General features: G+C 63.4%; 19 protein-coding genes and 1 tRNA gene. 11 read left to right on the forward strand and 9 right to left on the reverse strand.

What is annotated here, in order from left to right; all coding sequences use genetic code 11:
• The first annotated feature begins 11 nt into the window (after positions 1-11).
• Both grxD and GRX31_RS02675 read left to right on the forward strand, forming a co-directional pair.
• Positions 12-335: a Grx4 family monothiol glutaredoxin gene (gene grxD / locus GRX31_RS02670; protein ID WP_012207276.1), complete on the forward strand. Its 324-nt coding sequence runs from the start codon at positions 12-14 to the stop codon at positions 333-335.
• Between the two features lie 212 nt (positions 336-547).
• On the forward strand, positions 548-1,921 hold the full coding sequence (locus tag GRX31_RS02675; protein ID WP_016445655.1) for a hemolysin family protein: 1,374 nt from the start codon (positions 548-550) through the stop codon (positions 1,919-1,921).
• A gap of 52 nt (positions 1,922-1,973) precedes the next feature.
• Here the strand turns inward: GRX31_RS02675 and GRX31_RS02680 are convergent, their stop codons facing one another.
• Positions 1,974-2,627, reverse strand: coding sequence for a lytic transglycosylase domain-containing protein (locus tag GRX31_RS02680; RefSeq protein ID WP_016445654.1), 654 nt, complete (start codon positions 2,625-2,627; stop codon positions 1,974-1,976).
• On the reverse strand, positions 2,624-4,369 hold the full coding sequence (locus GRX31_RS02685) for a proline--tRNA ligase (protein WP_017405530.1): 1,746 nt from the start codon (positions 4,367-4,369) through the stop codon (positions 2,624-2,626). The genes GRX31_RS02680 and GRX31_RS02685 overlap by 4 nt, the downstream gene beginning before the upstream one ends.
• Positions 4,370-4,462: 93 nt before the next feature.
• On the opposite strand from GRX31_RS02685, the gene GRX31_RS02690 reads away from it, so the two are divergent.
• A complete protein-coding gene (locus GRX31_RS02690) occupies positions 4,463-5,149 on the forward strand; it encodes an RNA pyrophosphohydrolase (protein WP_017405529.1) in 687 nt (228 codons plus the stop codon).
• A gap of 71 nt (positions 5,150-5,220) precedes the next feature.
• Here the strand turns inward: GRX31_RS02690 and proB are convergent, their stop codons facing one another.
• The 4 genes from proB to rplU form a co-directional block, all read right to left on the reverse strand.
• On the reverse strand, positions 5,221-6,369 hold the full coding sequence (gene proB, locus GRX31_RS02695) for a glutamate 5-kinase (RefSeq protein WP_016445651.1): 1,149 nt from the start codon (positions 6,367-6,369) through the stop codon (positions 5,221-5,223).
• An 83-nt stretch (positions 6,370-6,452) separates the two neighbouring features.
• Positions 6,453-7,568, reverse strand: a complete 1,116-nt coding sequence (gene cgtA / locus GRX31_RS02700; RefSeq protein WP_016451026.1) for an Obg family GTPase CgtA — start codon at positions 7,566-7,568, stop codon at positions 6,453-6,455.
• A gap of 149 nt (positions 7,569-7,717) precedes the next feature.
• Positions 7,718-7,975, reverse strand: a complete 258-nt coding sequence (gene rpmA / locus GRX31_RS02705; RefSeq protein WP_012207283.1) for a 50S ribosomal protein L27 — start codon at positions 7,973-7,975, stop codon at positions 7,718-7,720.
• 15 nt (positions 7,976-7,990) lie between these two features.
• Entirely contained in the window at positions 7,991-8,302 is a 312-nt protein-coding gene (gene rplU, locus GRX31_RS02710; protein WP_012207284.1) for a 50S ribosomal protein L21, read from the reverse strand.
• A gap of 230 nt (positions 8,303-8,532) precedes the next feature.
• On the opposite strand from rplU, the gene GRX31_RS02715 reads away from it, so the two are divergent.
• The 8 genes from GRX31_RS02715 (at position 8,533) to GRX31_RS02750 (ending at position 15,342) form a co-directional block, all read left to right on the forward strand.
• On the forward strand, positions 8,533-9,462 hold the full coding sequence (locus GRX31_RS02715; RefSeq protein ID WP_034364039.1) for a polyprenyl synthetase family protein: 930 nt from the start codon (positions 8,533-8,535) through the stop codon (positions 9,460-9,462).
• Positions 9,463-9,493: 31 nt separating this feature from the next.
• Positions 9,494-9,570, forward strand: a tRNA-Pro gene (locus GRX31_RS02720).
• Between the two features lie 128 nt (positions 9,571-9,698).
• Positions 9,699-11,441: a type IV-A pilus assembly ATPase PilB gene (pilB, locus tag GRX31_RS02725; RefSeq protein WP_034364744.1), complete on the forward strand. Its 1,743-nt coding sequence runs from the start codon at positions 9,699-9,701 to the stop codon at positions 11,439-11,441.
• A gap of 38 nt (positions 11,442-11,479) precedes the next feature.
• The gene (locus tag GRX31_RS02730) at positions 11,480-12,697 is read left to right on the forward strand and encodes a type II secretion system F family protein (protein ID WP_017405526.1); all 1,218 of its coding nucleotides are present in this window, start codon (positions 11,480-11,482) and stop codon (positions 12,695-12,697) included.
• On the forward strand, positions 12,697-13,590 hold the full coding sequence (locus GRX31_RS02735; protein ID WP_160851355.1) for a prepilin peptidase: 894 nt from the start codon (positions 12,697-12,699) through the stop codon (positions 13,588-13,590). Before GRX31_RS02730 ends, GRX31_RS02735 begins: the two co-directional genes overlap by 1 nt.
• Before the next feature lie 14 nt (positions 13,591-13,604).
• Positions 13,605-14,243, forward strand: coding sequence for a dephospho-CoA kinase (coaE, locus tag GRX31_RS02740; protein ID WP_160851358.1), 639 nt, complete (start codon positions 13,605-13,607; stop codon positions 14,241-14,243).
• Positions 14,244-14,332: 89 nt separating this feature from the next.
• The gene (gene zapD, locus GRX31_RS02745; RefSeq protein ID WP_016445607.1) at positions 14,333-15,088 is read left to right on the forward strand and encodes a cell division protein ZapD; all 756 of its coding nucleotides are present in this window, start codon (positions 14,333-14,335) and stop codon (positions 15,086-15,088) included.
• Positions 15,088-15,342: a DNA gyrase inhibitor YacG gene (locus tag GRX31_RS02750; protein WP_016451023.1), complete on the forward strand. Its 255-nt coding sequence runs from the start codon at positions 15,088-15,090 to the stop codon at positions 15,340-15,342. The genes zapD and GRX31_RS02750 overlap by 1 nt, the downstream gene beginning before the upstream one ends.
• Positions 15,343-15,352: 10 nt before the next feature.
• Here GRX31_RS02750 and GRX31_RS02755 read toward each other — a convergent pair whose 3' ends face one another.
• The 3 genes from GRX31_RS02755 to argJ form a co-directional block, all read right to left on the reverse strand.
• Positions 15,353-15,859 (reverse strand): NUDIX domain-containing protein, encoded by a 507-nt coding sequence (locus GRX31_RS02755; RefSeq protein WP_160851360.1) that lies wholly within the window; start codon positions 15,857-15,859, stop codon positions 15,353-15,355.
• Positions 15,860-15,909: 50 nt separating this feature from the next.
• Positions 15,910-16,866: an ATP-binding protein gene (locus tag GRX31_RS02760; protein WP_160851362.1), complete on the reverse strand. Its 957-nt coding sequence runs from the start codon at positions 16,864-16,866 to the stop codon at positions 15,910-15,912.
• Positions 16,867-17,030: 164 nt separating this feature from the next.
• On the reverse strand, positions 17,031-18,263 hold the full coding sequence (argJ, locus tag GRX31_RS02765; RefSeq protein WP_160851364.1) for a bifunctional glutamate N-acetyltransferase/amino-acid acetyltransferase ArgJ: 1,233 nt from the start codon (positions 18,261-18,263) through the stop codon (positions 17,031-17,033).
• Positions 18,264-18,374: the final 111 nt, after the last annotated feature.

Here is an 18,374-nt window from a genome sequence, read left to right on the forward strand (position 1 = left end):
GCACCACACAGATGAGCGACACCCAGCAACGCATCGACCAACTGGTCAAAAGCAACAACATCCTGCTGTTCATGAAGGGCAGCGCCAGCTTTCCCATGTGCGGTTTCTCGGGCCGCGCCATCCAGATTCTCAAGGCCTGCGGCGTGGAGACCAAGGACATCTCCACCGTCAACGTGCTCGAGGACCAGGAAATCCGCCAGGGCATCAAGGACTACAGCAACTGGCCCACGATCCCCCAGCTCTACGTGCAGGGCGAGTTCATCGGCGGCTCGGACATCATGATGGAGATGTACGAATCCGGCGAGTTGCAGCAGCTGCTGGCACCCAAGGCCTGAGTTCGCAGGCTTGCGACTCGCGCGCGGCAACCCGCCTGCGCCCGCTGCTGCGCAGAATCAAGCCACCTTCGGGTGGCTTTTTTTCGCCCGTGCCGGACTGCCAGCGCACTGCCCGGGCATGCCACAAGGCCAGGGGCATGTGATGTGTGGTCGAATGGACACATCTTTCACATCCGGAAAACCGCGCCTGCGCCCGCTTCTCCGCCTTGCCTATGAGTCTGTCCCAAAGTCTGCTGTTGATCGTCGCACTGATACTGACCAGTGCCTTCTTCTCCGTGGCCGAGATCTCGCTGGCCGCCTCGCGGCGCCTGCGGCTTCGGCAGATGGCGGAGGACGGGGAGCCACGCGCCGAACAGGTCATGAAGATGCAGGCCCAGCCGGGCGAGTACTTCACGGTCACGCAGATTGGGCTGAATGCCGTCGCCATCCTGGGCGGCGTGGTGGGCGAAGGGGCATTGACGCCCTATCTGGCCGAATTGCTCATGCTCTGGCTGCCCGAGAGCCGGGCACAGACCGTGGGCTTTCTGCTCTCGTTCGCCACCGTCACCTCGCTGTTCATCCTCTTTGCCGACCTGCTGCCCAAGCGCCTGAGCATGGCCGAGCCCGAAGCCCTGGCCATCCGCGTGCTGCGCCCCATGCTCTGGTGCATGGCCGTGCTCAAGCCCCTGGTCTGGTGCTTCAACCACCTGGCGGACGCCGTTGCCAAGCTCTTAGGCCTGCCCACGGTGCGCGACGACCGCATCACGCACGAAGACATCCTGGCCATGACCGAAGCTGGCGCGCGCGCCGGCGTGCTGGCCGCGAAGGAGCAGCAGGTGATCGCCAACCTGTTCGAGCTGGACTCGCGCACCATCGGCTCGGCCATGACGCAGCGCGACCGCATCGCCTACTTCCACCGTGACGACCCCGACGAACTGATCCGGGTCCGCATTGCCGAAGAACCTTTTTCCACCTACCCCGTCTGCGATGGCGACATCGACCACATCGTCGGCTATGTCGATGCCAAGGACCTGTTCCAGCGCGCGCTGAACAACCAGCCCCTGTCGCTTATGGACGACTCCCTGGTCCACAAGGTGCTGGTCGTGCCGGACCGCCTGACGCTGGCCGAGGTGCTGGAGCAGTTTCGCCAGGTGCATGAGGACTTTGCCGTCATCGTCAACGAATACAGCCTGGTGGTCGGCGTGGTCACGCTCAATGACGTGATGAGCACGGTGATGGGCGGCCTGGTCAGCCCGGGCGACGAGGAGCAGATCCTGCGCCGCGACGAGAACTCCTGGCTGATCGACGGCGTCACGCCGGTCGAGGATGTGATGCAGGCCCTGGAACTCGACGAGCTGCCCCACGCCGAGGACTACGAGACCCTGGGCGGCTTCCTCATGGTGATGCTGCGCCGCATTCCCAGGCGCACCGACACCGTGCAATGGGGCGGCTACCGTTTCGAGGTCATGGACGTGGACAGCTACCGCATCGACCAGGTGCTGGTCACGCGCATGTCCGCCAGCAGCCCGGCCGCGCCGCCCAACGCCGGCGACACGGCAGCGGCCGTGGCCAAGGTGTCCAGCATGTCGTCGGAGACGTCGTCCTGACGGGCAACGCAGAACAGCAGCCGCGCAGCCGCTCGGCGGCGCTGCGCGGCCCTCAAGCCGAGCGCGAGGGCTCTATCTCCCAGCGCCGCTGCGCAGCGAACACCGCATTCGGGTACTGGGGCTGTCCCCGGCTGCCGTTGTAGCGGCCCAGCGCCATGTAGGCATCGCCTTTTTCGCGGTCCAGATAGTGGCGCAGGATCACGCAGCCAAAGCGCAGATTGGTCTGCATGTGAAACAGCTTGCCGATGTCTCCATCGCCGATCAGCCGCATCCAGAACGGCATGATCTGCATGTAGCCGCGTGCACCCACGCTGGAGATGGCGAACTTGCGGAACGCGCTCTCCACCTGCACCAGCCCCATCACCAGAGAGACTTCCAGGCCGGCACGCTTGGACTCGTACCAGACGGTTTGCAGGAACTCCAGCCTCGTCGCCAGCTCCGGCTTGCGCGAACGCAGGCGCTCGCTGCTGGCCGTGAGCCAGCGAAGGTAGTCCAGCCGGGCCTCGGTGGAGGCAAAGCGCAGCTCGGGCGGCGCCGATCCCGTGACGGCGGAACTCAGCGCAGTGCGCACCGAATCGGCCAGCGGCTCCTCCAGCTGGCCACCGGCCCAGGCGGGCGCGGCCAGCCCGCCGAGCAGCGGTGCCGAGCCCAGCGAAGCCGCCAGGCGCAGGCAATCGCGTCGCGTCACCACGGGCGCCTGGCTCACAGGCCCAGCCTTTGCTTGAGATGGCCCAGCACATCGGCAGCGGCCATCTTGGTCGCTTCCGTGTCGCGGCGATGCTGGTACTCGACCTGGCCTTCCTTGAGGCCCCGGTCGGACAGCACCACGCGGTGCGGCACGCCAATCAGTTCCCAGTCGGCAAACATGGCGCCCGGGCGTTCGCCGCGGTCGTCCAGGATCACGTCCACGCCCAGCGCCAGCAACTCGGCATGCAGCTTCTCGGCGGCTTCCTTCACGGGCTCGCTGCGGTCCATGCCGATGGGACAAACCACCACGGTGAAGGGTGCAATCGCGTCGGGCCAGATGATGCCGCGCTCATCATGGTTCTGCTCAATGGCGGCAGCCGGCAGGCGTGTCACGCCAATGCCGTAGCAGCCCATTTCAAACAGCGAGGGCTTGCCGTTCTCGGCCAGGAAGGTGGCGTTCATGGCCTGGGAGTACTTGGTGCCCAGGTAGAACACATGGCCGACTTCAATGCCGCGCTCAATGGCCAGCTCGCCTGCGCCATCGGGCGACTTGTCGCCGGCCACCACGTTGCGCAGGTCGGCCACCACATCAGGCTCGGGCAGGTCGCGGCCGAAGTTCACGCCGGTGATGTGGAAGTCGGCCTCGTTCGCGCCGCAGACCCAGTCGGCCATCACGGCCACCTCGCGGTCCACGACCAGCTTCACGGGCTGCTTCAGGCCGATGGGCCCCAGATAGCCGGGCTGGCAGCCGAAGTGCTCCTCGATTTCGGCCACAGTGGCAAAGCGGAAGCCCACGTCCAGGCCCGGCACCTTGGCCACCTTGATCTCGTTCATTTCATGATCACCGCGCAGCAGCAGCAGCCAGATCTGGCTGCCTGCCACCTCGCCCTTGTCGTCGAGCTTGTCGGTGGCCAGCACCAGGGACTTCACCGTCTGCGACAGCGGCAGGCCCAGCTGGGCTGCGACAGATTCGCAGGTGCTGTTGCCGGGCGTCGCCACCTTGGTCATCGCCTGGGCCGCAGCGGGACGGGGGTCCGCAGGCGCCAGGGCCTCGGCCTTTTCGATATTGGCGGCATAGTCGCTGCTTGGGCAGTAGACGATGGCGTCCTCGCCCGTGGAAGCGATGACCTGGAATTCCTCGCTCAGATCGCCGCCGATGGCACCGCTGTCTGCACGCACGGCACGGTACTGCAGGCCGAAGCGGTCGAAGATGCGCTTGTAGGCCGCGCGCATGGTCTGGTAGCTGACCTGGGCCGCATCACGGTCCTTGTCGAAGGAATAGGCGTCCTTCATGATGAACTCGCGGCCACGCATCAGGCCAAAGCGCGGGCGGCGCTCGTCGCGGAACTTGGTCTGGATCTGGTAGAAATTCTTGGGCAGCTGCTTGTAGCTCTTGAGCTCCTGGCGCGCAATGTCCGTCACCACCTCTTCGCTGGTGGGCTGGATCACGAAGTCACGGCCATGGCGGTCCTTGATGCGCAGCAGCTCGGGGCCCATCTTCTCGAAGCGGCCGGTCTCCTCCCACATCTCTGCAGGCTGGACCACGGGCATGGTCACCTCCACGGCACCGGCACGGTTCATTTCCTCGCGCACGATGGCCTCGACCTTGCGGATCACCCGCAGCCCCATGGGCATGTAGTTGTAGATGCCTGCACCCAGCTTCTTGATCAGGCCGGCCCGCGTCATGAGCTTGTGGCTGACCACTTCGGCGTCGGCCGGAGCTTCCTTGAGGGTGGAGATGAAAAATTGGGAGGCTTTCATGGATCAGGGGCTTCGCGGGAATCGGGGCAGCGTGCTTGCCGCTGGCAAGGCACCGTGCATAATGGACACAATTCAGAAAATTGGGGTTCGATTATGCTTGACCGGGACGGATTTCGCCCGAACGTCGGCATCATCCTGCTCAACCAAAAGAACCAGGTGTTCTGGGGCAAACGCATCCGCACCCACAGCTGGCAGTTTCCACAGGGCGGCATTGACCGGGGGGAGACACCCGAACAGGCCATGTTCCGGGAACTGCATGAGGAAGTGGGGTTGATGCCCAACCACGTTCGCGTGGTCGCCCGCACCCGGGACTGGTTGCGCTACGAGGTGCCAGACCGGTACATCCGCCGCGATGCGCGCGGACACTACAAAGGCCAGAAGCAGATCTGGTATTTGCTGCAGCTCATGGGTCACGACTGGGATTTGAACCTGCGTGCCACCGACCACCCCGAATTCGACGCCTGGCGCTGGAATGACTACTGGGTGCCATTGGACGTGGTGGTGGAGTTCAAGCGCGGCGTCTATGAGATGGCCCTGACCGAGCTGGCCCGGTTCCTGCCGCGCGGCGAACAGCAACGCAACCGTTATCTGCGCAGCGGCATGCGCCCCAGGGAAGCCCATGAACAGGGTCCTGAGACATACACTGCGCCGGGTTTGCATCCAGCACGCTCAGGCAGCTTTCGCGTCAATCCCGGCATGGAGTTGCCGCCTGGCGCCTGTTTCGATCCTGATCCACAGTCGGGGCAGCAAGCCCTGCAACCCGATCCAGGCAAGGTCTGAAACCGGGCCAGAGCCATACGCAAAAGCGCACCCGAGGGTGCGCTTTTTCTTGGCCTTGAGGGTCTGGCGCCTCAGTGCCCCGCAATCACCATGTTGTCGCGGTGCACCATCTCCGGGCCTGCGGAATAGCCCAGCAGGCGCTCGATCTCCACCGAGCTTTTGCGACACAGCAGCCGCGCCTCGGCACTTGCATAGTTGGCCAGCCCACGCGCCACCTCGATACCCAGGGCATCGCGCACCGCGATCACATCGCCACGGGCGAACTCGCCATCCACATTCACCATGCCGATGGGCAGCAGGCTCTTGCCTTCGTCGCGCAGCTTGGCCACGGCGCCGGCATCCACGGACACGGAGCCGCGCAGTTGCAGATGGTCTGCAATCCACTGTTTGCGCGCCTGGTTCTTGTGCGTCTGCGCCAGGAGCAGCGTGCCGATGGACTCGCCTGCCGCCAGACGCACCAGCACGTCCTGCTCACGCCCCCAGGCGATGACGGTTGAAGCACCCGAGCCCGCCGCGCGCTTGGCCGCGAGGATCTTGGTGATCATCCCGCCCTTGCCAATGGACGAGCCCGCGCCTCCGGCCATCTCCTCCAGCGCCGGGTCGCCGGCATTGGCCACATCGATGAAACGCGCATCGGGATTGCTGCGCGGGTCGGCGCTGTAAAGGCCTCGCTGATCGGTCAGGATGACCAGGGCATCGGCCTCGATCAGATTGGCAACCAAAGCGCCCAAGGTATCGTTGTCACCGAACTTGATCTCGTCGTTGACCACGGTGTCGTTCTCGTTGATCACCGGCACGATGCCCAGCTCCAGCAGCGTCAGCAAGGTGTTGCGCGCGTTGAGATAGCGCTCGCGGTCCGCGAGGTCGGCATGCGTGAGCAGCACCTGCGCACTGCCCATGCCCTGTTCGCGCAACTTGGACTCGTACATCTGTATCAGGCCCATCTGCCCCACGGCCGCAGCGGCCTGCAGTTCATGAATCTCCTTGGGCCGTGCAATCCAGCCCAGACGCTTCATGCCTTCGGCCACCGCGCCGCTGGAGACCATGATTACCTCGCGCCGCCGGCCTCCATGGCTTTCATCCCCGCGCACCAGGGCCGCCAGCTGGCGGCTCCATTCCTGGATCGCGGCCTCATCAAGACCGCGACCTTCATTGGTCACCAGGCTGGAGCCGACCTTGACCACGATGCGATGGGCATCACGCAACAAGTTGGAAGACATGGATGGATAGTGATTCTTGCAGCGCAGGCCGAGGCAGACCCCGCCGCTGTTGTGATCAAGGCAATGGGTGGGACAGGCCGCTCTTACTCGGAATCGCGGGGAGCAAAACGCGGGTCGGTGAGATCCACGCCATCACCCTCGACTTCGACGAAGCGTGGGTCGATTTCCTTGGGACCGGCCTCGATCTGCTGCTGTTCATGCACATGCTTGTAGATGGTGCGGATCAGCACTTCGCAGCCTTCGCGCGTCAGGGCGGAAATCTCGAACACCGGACCCTTCCACTTGAAGCGCTTGACGAAGTCCTTGACGCGTGCGGCGCGCTCCTCGGCCGGCACCATGTCCAGCTTGTTGAGGACCAGCCAGCGCGGCTTGTTGTACAGCTCGGCATCGTACTTCTGCAACTCGCCCACGATGGCCTTGGCCTGGGCCACAGGATCCACGCTGTCATCGAACGGCGCCAGGTCCACCACATGCAGCAGCAATCGGGTGCGCTGCAGGTGACGCAGGAACTGGTGGCCCAGGCCGGCACCTTCCGACGCGCCTTCGATCAGCCCGGGAATATCGGCCACCACAAAGCTTTGCTCGGCGGCAACACGAACCACGCCCAGATTGGGATGCAGCGTGGTGAACGGATAGTCGGCAATCTTGGGACGCGCATTGGAGACTGCGGCGATGAAAGTGGATTTGCCCGCATTGGGCATGCCCAGCAGACCCACGTCGGCCAGAACCTTGAGTTCCAGCTTGAGGTTCTTGCGCTCACCGGGCCAGCCAGGCGTCTTTTGCCGTGGCGCGCGGTTGATGGCGCTCTTGAAGCGCAGGTTGCCGTAGCCGCCATCGCCGCCCTTGGCAATGGTCACCACCTCGCCGGGCGTCAACAGTTCGTAGAGCACCTCCCCGGTTTCGGCATCGCTGATGATGGTGCCAACCGGCATGCGCAGCGTGATGTCGTTGCCTGCGGCACCGAACATGTCCGAGCCCTTGCCGTGCTCGCCGCGCGTGGCATCGTGGCGACGCGAGAAGCGGTAGTCCACCAGGGTGTTGAGATTGACGTCGGCCACCGCGTAGACATGGCCTCCACGGCCGCCATCTCCTCCATCGGGACCACCGAATTCCTTGTATTTTTCGTGCCGGAATGACACGCAGCCATTGCCGCCATCACCGGCAGCAATGTCGATATAAGCTTCGTCGACGAACTTCATGAGGCATCCAGTTTACAAAAAGCAGTGTGCACCAGACAGCCCCAGGCCACACCTCAGAGACGGAAAAGGGGACGAGCGCACGATGCACCGCCCTCCTGAAACGACAAAGCCCCGACAGGTCGGGGCTTCGAGCGTCGAAGTGACAGAGCTTAGGCAGCCGTCACGTTGACCGTGTGCTTGGACAGTGCACCCTTGACAGCAAACGACACGTGGCCGTCCACCAGAGCGTACAGGGTGTGGTCCTTGCCCACGCCGACGTTGTCGCCGGGGTGGAACTTGGTGCCACGTTGGCGCACGATGATCGAGCCGGCGGTGATCAACTCACCACCAAAAGCCTTCACGCCGAGCATTTTGGGCTTGGAATCGCGCCCGTTTCGCGTAGAGCCGCCGCCTTTTTTCTGTGCCATGACTCAGCTCCTAGATTAAGCAGCGATCGCCACGATCTGCAGCTCGGTGAACTGCTGGCGATGGCCTTGGCGCTTCTGATAATGCTTACGACGGCGCATCTTGAAGATGTGCACTTTGTCGTGCTTGCCGTGAGCAACCACGGTTGCCTTGACAGACGCACCGGACACCAGAGGTGTGCCGACCTTGATTTCAGCGCCGTTGCCGACTGCCAGAACCTGATCGATCACAACTTCTTGGCCTACGTCCGCAGCAATCTGTTCTACCTTGATCTTTTCGCCAGCTGCAACGCGATACTGCTTGCCGCCGGTTTTTATGACTGCGTACATTTAAACCTCTTGAATTTGAGAGTTCCGCGAACGAATTTCCACGGAAGCCGGAGATTCTAGCACGCACTCACATTCCTTGCATGAAGCGCTCCCCTCCTTCGCCCAAACAACCGCCAGAGCGGGTCGCAGGCAGGGTCGCTCTTCCTATAATTGACGATCCACTTGGCGCCCGCAGTACCTTGACCACAGCTCTCCCCACCCCCAATCCGCTTGCCCTGATCACTGACGACATGCGCGAGGTGGATCATGTGATTGCCCAGCGCCTGACGACCACCGTCCCGCTGATTGCCCAGATCTCCCAGTACATCATCGCTGCAGGCGGCAAGCGCCTGCGGCCCGCCCTGCTGCTCATGGTCTGCAATGCATTGGGATACGAAGGCAAGGACAGGCATGTCCTGGCTGCCGTGGTCGAACTGATTCATACAGCCACCCTGCTGCACGACGACGTCGTGGATGAATCCACGCTGCGTCGCGGCCGCCCGACGGCCAACGAGACCTTCGGCAATCCGGCCAGCGTGCTGGTCGGCGACTTCCTGCACTCGCGCTCCTTCCAGATGATGGTGGAAGTCGGCAGCATGCGCGTGCTCAAGATTCTCTCGGATGCCACCAACGTGATCGCCGAGGGCGAGGTCCAGCAGCTGATCAACACGCACGATGCCTCGCTGGACGAAGCAGGCTATCTGCACGTCATCCGCTCCAAGACCGCCCAACTCTTCGAGGCCAGCGCCCAGCTGGGCGCCGTGCTGGCCGACGCGCCCCGCGAAATCGAGCAGGCCTGCGCCAGCTATGGCCAGGCGCTGGGCACGGCCTTCCAGATCATTGACGACGTACTCGACTATGCAGGCGATGCCCAGGAAATGGGCAAGAACCTGGGCGATGACCTGCGCGAAGGCAAATGCACCCTCCCCCTGATTGCCGCCATGCAACGCGGCACACCTGAGCAGGCCGCCATCGTGCGCGCCGCCATCGAACAGGGCTCCACCGAGCAACTGACCGCCGTAGTGGATATCGTGCGCAGCACAGGTGCGCTGGACGTGGCACGCGAGGCCGCACATGCCGAGGCACGCCGCGCCATCGACGCAATAAATGTGCTCCCAAGCAATTTGCATACGACAAGTTTGCTACAATTGGCGTCTCAGCTTTTGGAGCGACGCACCTGATTCAGGCTGCTTGCTTTTTCTACAAAAGCAACGGGGTGTAGCTTAGCCTGGTAGAGCGCTACGTTCGGGACGTAGAGGCCGGAGGTTCGAATCCTCTCACCCCGACCATCTGGTCATTCCATCTCCATCACACCCTTGCGCCAGGTTCAAGACCCAGGCGTGTAACAGTGTGTCTGGCATTCCAAGTGCTCAGTGATGATAGGATAAATGTCCTTTCCTCTCACACGTCTTGCTACATGGCTGTTGCTGACTCCTCGCTCAAGAATGCATCCGCTGTCGCATCGCTTCCCGGCATCGGGCGGGCTCTGATCTCAGCAGGCAAGGTATCGCAACAGGCAGCGGAAGCGGCTGCCGGCAAGGCCGCCACCAATCGCACCTCGTTCATTGCAGAACTGAGCGTCGCCGGCACCCTCTCTGCCCTGGAAGTGGCGGAGACGGTTTCCACCATGTTCAGCGCGCCGCTGCTCGATCTTGATGCGGTCGACGCCATGCGCCTGCCGCAGGATCTGCTGGACGCCAAGATCATCAGCACCTATCGCGTCCTGCCTCTGAGCAAGCGCGGCAACCGCCTCACGGTGGCCACCGCCGACCCGACGCAGCAGGAAGCCGCCGAGCAGATCAAGTTCACCACCCAGTTGGGCGTGGACTGGATCATCGTCGAGGCCGACAAGCTGGAGCGGCTGATCGCGCAGCAGAACAAAAGCGCCAGCGAGGCCATGGACAGCTATGGCGGCAGCGGCGACTTCGAGTTCGGCGACCTCAAGCCTGATGAGGTGGCAGAGGAAAAGGACAACTCGGCCGCAGCAGACGTCGAAGATGCGCCCATCGTCAAGTTCCTGCACAAAATGCTGCTCGACGCCTTCAACATGCGCGCGTCGGACTTGCATTTCGAACCCTACGAGCACCAGTACCGCGTGCGCTTTCGCATTGACGGCGAGCTGCGTGAAATTGCATCGCCGCCCATTGCCATCAAGGAGAAGCTGGCCTCGCGCATCAAGGTGATCTCGCGCATGGACATCTCGGAAAAGCGTGTCCCGCAGGACGGGCGCATGAAGCTCAAGGTCGGCCCGGACCGCGTCATCGACTTTCGCGTCAGCACGCTGCCCACGCTTTTCGGCGAGAAGATCGTGATCCGTATCCTGGACCCGAGCTCGGCCAGGATGGGCATCGACGCCCTGGGCTATGAACCCGAGGAGAAGGCACGCCTGCTTGAAGCCATCAGCCGCCCCTACGGAATGATTCTGGTCACAGGCCCCACCGGCTCTGGCAAGACAGTGTCGCTGTACACCTGCCTGAACCTGCTGAACAAGGCCGGCGTGAACATCGCCACGGCGGAAGATCCTTCGGAAATCAACCTGCCCGGCGTCAACCAGGTCAATGTGAACGAAAAGGCCGGCCTCACCTTTGCCACTGCGCTCAAGGCTTTTCTGCGCCAGGATCCCGACATCATCATGGTCGGTGAAATCCGCGATCTGGAAACGGCCGACATCTCGATCAAGGCAGCGCAAACCGGCCACTTGGTGCTGTCCACCCTGCACACCAATGACGCACCGACCACGTTGACGCGCATGCGCAACATGGGCATTGCGCCCTTCAACATCGCATCGAGCGTGATCCTGATCACCGCCCAGCGCCTGGCCAGGCGCCTGTGCCCTCAATGCAAGGAGCCGGCTGACATTCCGCGGGAGGCCCTGATCGATGCAGGCTACGACGATGCGGACATTGACGGCAGCTGGGTCACCTACAGGCCCGTCGGCTGTCCGGCATGCAACAACGGCTACAAGGGCCGCGTAGGCATCTATCAGGTGATGCCTATCAGCGAGGAAATCCAGCGCATCATCCTGCAGGACGGCAGTGCGCTGGAGATCGCCGCACAGGCCAAGCGCGAAGGCGTGCGGTCGCTGCGTGGATCGGGTTTGCACAAGGCCAGACAGGGACTGACCTCGCTCGAAGAAGTGCTGGCAGTCACCAATGAGTAAATAGCGCGGACAGCGCAGACAACAAACGAGGGAGCACGATGGCCACAGCCGCGTCCAAGGGAATCAAGGAATTTGTCTTCGAATGGGAAGGCAAGGATCGCAACGGCAAGATCATCCGAGGCGAGACCCGGGCCGGGGGCATCAACCAGGTCCAGGCCATGCTGCGCCGCCAGGGCGTGCTGCCCAGCAAGATCAAGAAGCGCCGCACACGCGGCGGCAAGAGGATCAAGCCCAAGGACATTGCGCTGTTCACCCGCCAGATGGCAACGATGATGAAGGCGGGCGTCCCGCTGCTTCAGGCCTTCGACATTGTCGGACGGGGCAACACCAACCCCAGCGTGACGCGCCTTCTGGCCGATATTCGCGCCGACGTGGAGACCGGCACCTCGCTGAACGCGGCCTATCGCAAGCACCCCATGTACTTCGATAGCCTCTACTGCAATCTGGTGGAGGCGGGCGAAGCGGCCGGTATCCTGGAAGCCCTGCTGGACCGCCTGGCCACGTACATGGAGAAGACCGAGGCCATCAAGTCCAAGATCAAATCGGCGCTGATGTACCCGATCTCGGTCATCGTCGTGGCCTTCATCGTCGTGACCATCATCATGATCTTCGTGATCCCGGCGTTCAAGGAAGTGTTCAGTTCGTTCGGCGCCGACCTGCCGGCGCCGACGCTGTTCGTGATGGGCATCAGCGATGTCTTTGTCCAATGGTGGTGGTTGATCTTCGGCGTGATTGGCGGCGGTCTCTACTTCTTCATGCAGGCCTGGAAGCGCAACGAGCGCATGCAGCAATTCATGGACCGTACGCTGCTGAAGGTGCCGGTCTTTGGCGTGCTGATCGAGAAATCCTGCGTCGCACGCTGGACGCGCACGCTATCGACCATGTTTGCCGCGGGTGTCCCATTGGTCGAGGCACTGGATTCTGTCGGCGGCGCATCCGGCAATGCCGTGTACGCCAATGCCACGGAAAAGATCCAGCAGGAAGTCTCCACCGGCACCAGTCTCACCGTGGCCATGACCAATGCCAATGTCTTTCCCTCCATGGTGCTGCAGATGTGCGCCATCGGCGAGGAATCCGGCTCCATCGACCATATGCTGGGCAAGGCGGCCGATTTCTATGAAGAAGAGGTCGATGACATGGTGGCTGGCCTGTCCAGCCTGATGGAGCCCATCATCATTGTTTTCCTGGGCACCCTCATCGGCGGCATCGTGGTTTCGATGTATCTACCCATCTTCAAGCTGGGCCAGGTGGTCTGATGGTTTTGGAACTCTGGATGCAGGCTGCATTGGGCGGCCTGCTGGGCCTGTTGGTTGGCAGCTTTCTCAACGTGGTGGTGCATAGGCTGCCCCGCATGATGGAGCAGCAATGGAATGCGGAATGCGCCCAATGGGCGCAAGAGCACTCTTCATCCTCCGCCACGCCACCGCCCGCCACAGCGCCGCCGCCTGCCGAGGCGCCCCTGAGCCTGAGCCGCCCCCGCTCGCGCTGCCCGCATTGCGGCCATGCCATCCACTGGTACGAGAATATTCCCGTGCTCAGTTATCTGGCGCTGCGGGGCCGGTGCTCCGAATGCAAGGCGTCGATCAGCATCCGCTATCCGCTGGTGGAATTGGCCTGCGCCGCGCTGTTTGCCTACTGTGCGGCGCAATGGGGCATCACGCCCACAGGCGCTGCCTGGTGCCTTTTCAGTGCGGCCTTGCTGAGCCTGGCATTGATCGACTGGGACACCACACTGCTTCCCGACGACATCACCCTGCCCTTGCTGTGGGCCGGACTGCTGTCGTCGGCGCTGCACTGGACCGCCGTGCCTCTGGCCGACGCGGTATGGGGCGCTGCAGCGGGCTATCTCTCGCTGTGGCTGGTTTACTGGGCCTTCAAGCTGGCCACCGGCAAGGAAGGCATGGGCTACGGCGACTTCAAGCTGTTTGCCGCGCTGGGCGCCTGGTTCGGCTGGCAGGCACTCGTGCCCATCATCCTGATCTCGTCGGTGATTGGCGCCATCGTGGGCATCGCGTTGAAGATCAACAGCCGCCTGCGTGAGGGCGGCTATGTTCCCTTCGGCCCCTTTCTGGCGGGCGCCGGCTTTGCAGCCATGGTGTTCGGACCGCAGCAGATGCTGCAATCCCTATTGGCGGCCTTGGGCCTTTGATTCAACACTGCGGCATGGCCCCCAGCATCGCCCCGCCCTTGCTTGCACGCCCGTTTCGGCTGGGCCTGACGGGCGGCATTGGCAGCGGCAAGAGCACCGTCGCAGCGCAACTGGGCTTGCGCGGAGCGGCCGTGATCGATGCCGACCAGATCTCTCGCAGCCTCACCGCCCCCGAAGGTGCTGCTCTGCCCGAGATAGCGCGCGTCTTCGGGCCCGAACTGATTGATGCCAGCGGCGCCCTGGACCGCACGCGCATGCGCGAACTGGTCTTTCAGCAGCCCTCGGCACGACAGCAGCTGGAGGCCATCGTCCATCCCCTCGTGGCGCAGCAGACGGCCCGGCACGTGGAGCAGGCCACAGTGGCTGGGTGCCGACTCATCGTGCATGACATTCCCTTGCTCGTGGAGTCCGGTCGCTGGCCTGCCATGCTTGATGCGGTGCTGGTCGTTGACTGCCGCACCGAAACGCAGATCGCTCGCGTGATCGCGCGCAACGGATTGCCACGCGAGGCGGTGCAGGCCATCATCTCGGCCCAGGCCACACGTGCGGCACGGCTGGCAGCCGCCGACTGGGTGCTCTACAACGACGAGGCCATGACGATAGAGGCTTTGCGCGCATGCACCGATCGAATCTCTGCATGGTTCGGGCTATGATGCACGCCATGGCTTGGCCTGTGCGTGTAATTCAGCATGTGCACGACGTAGACAGCTGATTCCTGTGCACCCCGAGGAGCCCAGCAAGCGTGATCCTGTACGAATATCCTTTCAATGAGCGCCTGAGGACCTACCTCCGGTTGGAACAGCTATATCGCCGCCTGAGCGAGTTGCTGTCGCGCGCTCATTCCATCGATCACCATTTTGCGCTGGTCACCATCTTCGAGATCATGGACGTAGCGGCACGTACCGACCTGAAGACGGACGTGCTCAAGGACCTTGAGCGCCACAAAAGCCTGCTCGACAGCCTGCGCGGCAATCCCGACATTGCCGAGCACATGCTTGACCAGGTCTCACGCCATGTGGAGCAGTGCTTTGCCCAGCTCAATGCCCAGAACGGCAAGGCCGGCCAGACCCTGACTGAAAACGAGTGGCTGATGGCCGTGCGCAGCCGCATCGGCATCCCCGGCGGCACCTGCGGCTTCGACCTTCCTGCCTATCACGCCTGGCAGTTCCATGATCCCCAGATACGCCTGCGCGATCTGGAGGACTGGGCCAGCACCCTGACCCCGCTGGGTCAGTCGCTGCAATTGCTGCTCAAGCTGCTGCGCGAAACCGGCGTGCCGCAATGGGTGGCTGCCGAAAAAGGCGTGTTCCAGCAGGCCATGCCGCCCGGCCGCAGCTTTCAGCTGCTGCGCCTGCGCATAGACCCGTCGTTGAATCTGGTTCCGGAGATCAGCGGCAACCGCCTGCTGGTTTCGGTGCGCCTGCTCCGCCCCGAGAACGGCGCCAAGCCTCAACCCTGCAGCGAAGATGCCTCGTTCGAGGTCACGCTTTGCAGCTGATGGACAAGACGGCCGACATGCCCTCGAGCGCCCCCGCCCCCCAGCCCGCCAGCCTCTCTTCTGCCGGCCCCACGGTGCGCTGCCCGACCTGTGCAGGCCCCAGCCTGTTCGCACCAGCCAACCGTTTCCGCCCCTTCTGCAGCGAACGCTGCCGCCAGATCGACCTGGGCGCATGGGCCAATGAGGAATTCCGCGTGCCTGCACCGATGCCGCCCGAGGATGCGCCCTTCGGTGATCCTCGCACCGAGCCTTGATCAGGCCCGATCAGGCTTTCGGCTGGCCTGCCTCGTAGAACCCGGCATCGAAAGGCAGCCCGCGTTCCTCGCTCAGCCACTGCAGCACCGGATAGGCTCCAGGCAGCACCGGATGCACCTGCAGCGGAAGTTGCTGCCAGGCCATCTGCTGGCCTTCACGCATCTCGAACTTCCCGCTCCAGCGCGTGACCTTGCACCAGTGCAGGCGCACCAGGGCATGTGGATAGTCATGCTCGGTCACCTTCCAGGCTTCAGCGGCCGCGATCTCTACGCCCAGCTCCTCTTGCAGCTCACGGCGCAAGGCCTGCTCCACGGTCTCGCCGGCTTCGATCTTGCCGCCCGGAAACTCCCAGTAGCCTGCATACGGCTTGCCCGGCGGACGGCTGGTGATCAGCAACGCGCCATCGGACTCGCGAAGCAGCACTCCGACGGCGACTTCGGTGTGCTTGCGCCGCACTGGCGCCTGCGACTCGGCCGCCTCAGCGCGGGCCTTGGGGGAGATTTCTTTTTCAGTCACTTGATCTTTCGCAAAAAAGTCTGCCCAGCCCAGGGCCAGGCAGCAGGTGCTCAGAGTTCAGCCTCTTCAGCCAACCCCTGGACATCGGCGATGCCGGTCTGGTGCTGACTCGGGCGCTCGGCACGGCCCGCATAGTCGCGCGCAAACTGGTGGGCCACACGACCGCTGCGTGAACCGCGCTCCAGCGCCCAGACCAGGGCCTCCGGGCGTGCCGCCTCGATCGTGGCCTGGTCCAGGCCCAGGGCCTCCAGCCACTGTGCCACCACGCGCAGGTACTCATCCTGGCTGAACGGGTAGAAGCTCACCCACAGGCCGAAACGCTCGGACAGCGAGATTTTTTCCTCGATCACCTCTCCGGGATGCAGCTCCCCATCCTCGCCTCGCTGGTAGGTCAGATTCTCGGACTGGTACTCCGGCAGCAGATGGCGGCGGTTGCTGGTCGCATAGACGAGCACGTTCGGGCTGGCGGCGCTGACCGAGCCATCCAGAATGGACTTCAGGGCCTTGTAACCAGGCTCGCCTTCCTCAAAGCTCAGATCGTCGCAATAGATGATGAACTTCTCGGGCCGGCCGGCCACCACATCGACGATGTCGGGCAGGTCGGTCAGGTCGGCCTTGTCCACCTCGATCAGGCGCAGGCCCTGCGACGCAAAGGCATGCAGGCAGGCACGAATCAGCGAGGATTTGCCCGTGCCGCGCGCGCCGGTGAGCAGCACATTGTTGGCCGTGCGGCCGGTCACGAACTGCTCGGTGTTGCGCGCGATCTTGTCCTTTTGCACATCGATGTTCTGCAGGTCGGACAGCTGCATGGCGCCGACATGGCGCACGGGCTCCAGCAGACCGCAGCCATTGGCGCGCTTGCGGTAGCGCCAGGCGATGGCGGCACTCCAGTCGGCGGGGGATTGCAGCGGCTGGGGCAGGATGGCCTCGATGCGCTGCATCAGCTGCTCGGCGCGCTGCACGAGTTGCAGCAAGGGGGCGGCGACGGCTTCTGTGGGCAATGTCATGGATGTCTCTCGAATACGGATCTCACGGCCACCGACGCTGGATATGCCCGGGAATCGAGATGGATCTCATGCCAACGCCAGAGCTTTGCGCGCCGGCCGCCATTGAAAGCTGGCAGCAGCCAAGCACAAGGCCTGCGGCTGCCGGCGGCACGGTGGGTGGAGAGTCAGGAGCGGTAGTCGGCGTTGATGCTCACGTAGTCGTGGCTCAGATCGCAGGTCCACACGGTCTGCTCGGCCTGCCCTCGGCCCAGTAGCACGCGCACGATGATCTCCTGCTGCTTCATCACGCGCTGGCCGTCTTCCTCCTGATAGGCAGGGTTGCGGCCGCCATTGACTGCGACATGCACATCGTTCAGGTACAGGTCGATCTTGGTCTGGTCCAGATCGTCGATGCTAGCATAGCCCACCGCCGCAAGGATGCGGCCCAGGTTCGGATCGCTGGCAAAGAACGCCGTCTTGACCAGGGGTGAATGCGCGATGGAATAGGCCACGAGGCGGCACTCAGCCTCGGTCTTGCCGCCCTCCACCTTGACGGTGATGAACTTGGTGGCGCCTTCGCCGTCGCGCACAATGGCCTGGGCCAGCAGGCGCGACACATCCAGCAATGCAGCCTTCAGGGCCTGGCCTTCGGCGCTGGTCAGCGAAGTGATCTGCGCATTGCCGGCCTTGTGCGTGGCGACCAGCACGAAGGAGTCGTTGGTCGACGTGTCGCCGTCGATGGTCACGCGGTTGAAAGATCCGTCGGCCAGCTCCTTGACCAGAGGCTGCAGCAGCTCAGGTGCGATGGCGGCGTCGGTGGCCAGAAAGCCCAGCATGGTCGCCATGTTGGGGCGAATCATGCCCGCACCCTTGCTGATACCGGTGATGCTCACACGCTTGCCGCCAATGTCCACGGCGCGGCTGAAGGCCTTGGGCAGGGTGTCGGTGGTCATGATGCCTTCGGCGGCCGTGCCCCAGTTGTCGGCCTTGGCTGCTGCGATGGCAGTTGGCAGGCCGGCGGCGATGCGATCCACGGGCAGCTCTTCCATGATCACGCCAGTGGAGAACGGCAGGATCTGCTCGGGCTTGAGCTGCAGCAGAGCTGCCAGATCTGCGCAGGTACGGCGCGCACGTGCCAGGCCGTCGGCGCCGGTGCCTGCATTGGCATTGCCTGTGTTGATGACCATGGCACGGATGGCGCCCGCTGTCTGAACCAGATGCTCGCGGCTGACCTGCACAGGCGCTGCGCAGAAACGGTTCTGTGTGAACACGCCAGCCACCGAAGCGCCCTCGTCGAGCAGGAACACGGACAGGTCCTTGCGGTTGGCCTTGCGCACACCGGCTTCGGTGACGCCGATGCGAACGCCGTCGATCGCCAACAGGTCGGCGTGCACGGGAGCGGAGAGATTCACAGGCATTGAGGGGCTTCCTACAGTGAAAGAAAAACGCGCTCCATTATCGGAACAAACCGGAGCGGCACGTATTTCATCGACCTTAAAAAAGAAAACGGCACGGAGTGCATCCGTGCC

It is taken from the genome of Delftia sp. CH05 (assembly GCF_009827015.1).
GTDB lineage: Bacteria > Pseudomonadota > Gammaproteobacteria > Burkholderiales > Burkholderiaceae_C > Comamonas > Comamonas tsuruhatensis.

What these genes read in the sequence shown, in the direction of transcription:
- grxD (WP_012207276.1), top strand. Translation starts at nt 12, where the DNA reads ATGAGCGACACCCAGCAACGCATCGACCAACTGGTCAAAAGCAACAAC.
- GRX31_RS02675 (WP_016445655.1), top strand. Translation starts at nt 548, where the DNA reads ATGAGTCTGTCCCAAAGTCTGCTGTTGATCGTCGCACTGATACTGACC.
- GRX31_RS02685 (WP_017405530.1), bottom strand. Translation starts at nt 4,369, where the DNA reads ATGAAAGCCTCCCAATTTTTCATCTCCACCCTCAAGGAAGCTCCGGCC.
- GRX31_RS02690 (WP_017405529.1), top strand. Translation starts at nt 4,463, where the DNA reads ATGCTTGACCGGGACGGATTTCGCCCGAACGTCGGCATCATCCTGCTC.
- proB (WP_016445651.1), bottom strand. Translation starts at nt 6,369, where the DNA reads ATGTCTTCCAACTTGTTGCGTGATGCCCATCGCATCGTGGTCAAGGTC.
- cgtA (WP_016451026.1), bottom strand. Translation starts at nt 7,568, where the DNA reads ATGAAGTTCGTCGACGAAGCTTATATCGACATTGCTGCCGGTGATGGC.
- rpmA (WP_012207283.1), bottom strand. Translation starts at nt 7,975, where the DNA reads ATGGCACAGAAAAAAGGCGGCGGCTCTACGCGAAACGGGCGCGATTCC.
- rplU (WP_012207284.1), bottom strand. Translation starts at nt 8,302, where the DNA reads ATGTACGCAGTCATAAAAACCGGCGGCAAGCAGTATCGCGTTGCAGCT.
- GRX31_RS02715 (WP_034364039.1), top strand. Translation starts at nt 8,533, where the DNA reads ATGCGCGAGGTGGATCATGTGATTGCCCAGCGCCTGACGACCACCGTC.
- pilB (WP_034364744.1), top strand. Translation starts at nt 9,699, where the DNA reads ATGGCTGTTGCTGACTCCTCGCTCAAGAATGCATCCGCTGTCGCATCG.
- GRX31_RS02730 (WP_017405526.1), top strand. Translation starts at nt 11,480, where the DNA reads ATGGCCACAGCCGCGTCCAAGGGAATCAAGGAATTTGTCTTCGAATGG.
- GRX31_RS02735 (WP_160851355.1), top strand. Translation starts at nt 12,697, where the DNA reads ATGGTTTTGGAACTCTGGATGCAGGCTGCATTGGGCGGCCTGCTGGGC.
- coaE (WP_160851358.1), top strand. Translation starts at nt 13,605, where the DNA reads ATGGCCCCCAGCATCGCCCCGCCCTTGCTTGCACGCCCGTTTCGGCTG.
- GRX31_RS02750 (WP_016451023.1), top strand. Translation starts at nt 15,088, where the DNA reads ATGGACAAGACGGCCGACATGCCCTCGAGCGCCCCCGCCCCCCAGCCC.
- GRX31_RS02760 (WP_160851362.1), bottom strand. Translation starts at nt 16,866, where the DNA reads ATGACATTGCCCACAGAAGCCGTCGCCGCCCCCTTGCTGCAACTCGTG.
- argJ (WP_160851364.1), bottom strand. Translation starts at nt 18,263, where the DNA reads ATGCCTGTGAATCTCTCCGCTCCCGTGCACGCCGACCTGTTGGCGATC.